This window comes from Gordonibacter pamelaeae 7-10-1-b (assembly GCF_000210055.1).
Classification (GTDB): domain Bacteria; phylum Actinomycetota; class Coriobacteriia; order Coriobacteriales; family Eggerthellaceae; genus Gordonibacter; species Gordonibacter pamelaeae.
On the sequence record NC_021021.1, the window covers coordinates 2232582 to 2234855 of the forward strand.

Annotated in this window: 2 protein-coding genes; one reads left to right on the top strand and one right to left on the bottom strand. The window is 70.0% G+C overall.

What is annotated here, in order from left to right; all coding sequences use genetic code 11:
- A partial coding sequence (locus tag GPA_RS10365; RefSeq protein WP_167536641.1) for a DEAD/DEAH box helicase occupies positions 1-1427 on the top strand: 1427 nt, incomplete at its 5' end.
- Between the two features lie 137 nt (positions 1428-1564).
- Here the strand turns inward: GPA_RS10365 and accA are convergent.
- Positions 1565-2274 (bottom strand): carboxyltransferase subunit alpha (gene accA / locus GPA_RS10370; protein WP_331429723.1); only part of this gene is annotated, 710 nt, incomplete at its 5' end.

Consider the following 2274-nt stretch of genomic DNA (forward strand, 5'->3'; position numbering starts at 1 on the left):
CGGCGCTCGCAGGCGTCCTGCGGCCCTACCAGGCCGAGGGTTTCCGCTGGCTCTCGGCGCGCTGCGACGCGGGCTTCGGCGGCGTGCTGGCCGACGAGATGGGCCTCGGCAAATCGGTGCAGCTCATAACCCTGCTGCTCGCCCGGCGAGAGGAGGCGCGCACGGTCGGCCCCTCCCTTATCGTGTGCCCCGCGTCGCTCGTGTACAACTGGCTCGCGGAGTTCGAGCGGTTCGCGCCCGAGCTCGACGTGCGTGCCGTGGCGGGCACGAAACGCGAGCGCGTGCAGTCGCGGCGCGAGGCCTTCGAAGGCGGCGGGTGCGACGTGCTCGTGACCTCGTACGACCTCCTGCGCATCGATGCAGCCGCCTGGGCGGAGCACGAACTGTTCTGCTGCGTGCTGGACGAGGCGCAGTACATCAAGAACCCGGCGACCCTCACCACGCGCGCCGTCAAGCGAGTGCGGGCGCGCCACCGCTTCGCGCTCACCGGCACGCCCATGGAGAACCGCCTAAGCGAGCTCTGGAGCATCTTCGACTTCCTCATGCCGGGCCTTCTGGGACCGTACAACCGCTTCCGCGAGCGCTTCGAGCTGCCCATCGTAGGCGGCGACGAGGAGGCGGCACGGCGCCTGCAGGCCATCGCAGGGCCGTTCATGCTGCGCCGCCTGAAGACCGACGTGCTGCGCGAGCTGCCCGACAAGCTGGAATCCATCGTGTACGCTCCGCTCGAAGGCGAGCAGCAGCGCCTGTACGCCGCGCACGAGCAGCGGCTACGCGAGGAGCTGACCGCGCAGCGCAAGAACAAGAACGACCGCAGCTTCGACCAGCGCAAGGTGGAGGTGCTCGCCGAGCTCACTAAGCTGCGGCAGCTGTGCTGCGACCCGCGCCTGCTCTACGAGAACTACGAGAAGGGCGCGGCCAAGCTCGACGCCATCATGGAGCTCGTGTCCTCCGCACGGGACGCCGGCGAGAAAACGCTCGTGTTCTCCCAGTTCACCAGCTTCCTCGACCGCATTGCGGAACGGCTCGACGCCGCAGGAGTGGGCTACTTCACCATCACGGGAGCCACGCCGAAGAAGCGCCGCCTGGCGCTGGTGAACGCCTTCAACGCCGACGACACGCCCGTGTTCCTCGTATCCCTCAAGGCGGGCGGCACCGGCCTCAACCTCACGGGCGCCTCCGTGGTCGTGCATGCCGACCCCTGGTGGAACGCCGCCGCGCAGAACCAGGCCACCGACCGCGCGCACCGCATCGGCCAGGATAAGGTGGTGAGCGTGCAGAAGGTCATCGCGAAGGGCACCATCGAGGAGCGCATCATGCGCCTCCAGGAGGCGAAAAGCGATCTGGCCGAGCAGATAGTCGGCGCAGGCGGCGTCTCGCTGGCCAGCCTCACCCGCGAGGACCTGATCGACCTTTTGCAGGGGTAGCGAGGATCCGGGCATGGCAGCAGGTGACAGGGGGACGGGGATAATGTCACGCTCCCCTGTGCGACAGGGCTGCGCAAGACGTTCGGGAGCGTGACATTATCCCCGTCCCCCTGTCACGCCCCCCGGCCGGGCGGCCGTTAGAATTTCGCGAAGCGCTCGTAGCGGGCTTGCAGCAGAGCCTCCGTCGGCTGCTCGGCGAGCTCGGCCAGGGCGGCGCTCACGTAGGCGCGCACCTGCTCGGCGGCGGCCTCCGGGTTCTCGTGGGCGGGGGCGGGACCCTCGGAGAGCACGGCGTCCACGATGCCCATCTGGCACGCCTCCGCGGCGCTCATCTTCATGACGGCGGCCGCCTCGGGGGCGCGGGTGCGATCCTTCCAGAGGATGGACGCGAAGCCCTCCGGCGAGAGCACCGAGTACACCGCGTGCTCCTGCATGGCCACGCGGTCGGCCAGCGCGAGCGCGAGCGCCCCGCCGCTTCCGCCCTCGCCCACCAGCACGCTCACCACGGGCACGCGCAAGCCGGCCAGGGCCAGCAGGTTGTCGGCGATGGCGTTGCCCTGCCCGCGCTCCTCGGCCTCCATGCCGCAGAACGCGCCCTGCGTGTCAACGAGGCACACGACGGGACGGCCGAACTTCTCGGCCTGGCGCATGAGGCGCAGGGACTTGCGGTACCCCTCCGGCTGCGGGCAGCCGAAGTTGCGGCGGATGCGCTCCTTCAGGTCGGCCCCCTTCTCCTGCGCGATCACCGTCACGGCCCGCCCGCCGATCCAGCCGACACCCGCCACCACGGCCGCGTCGTCGCCGAAGGAGCGGTCGCCGTGCAGCTCGATGAAGCCGTCAACGAACG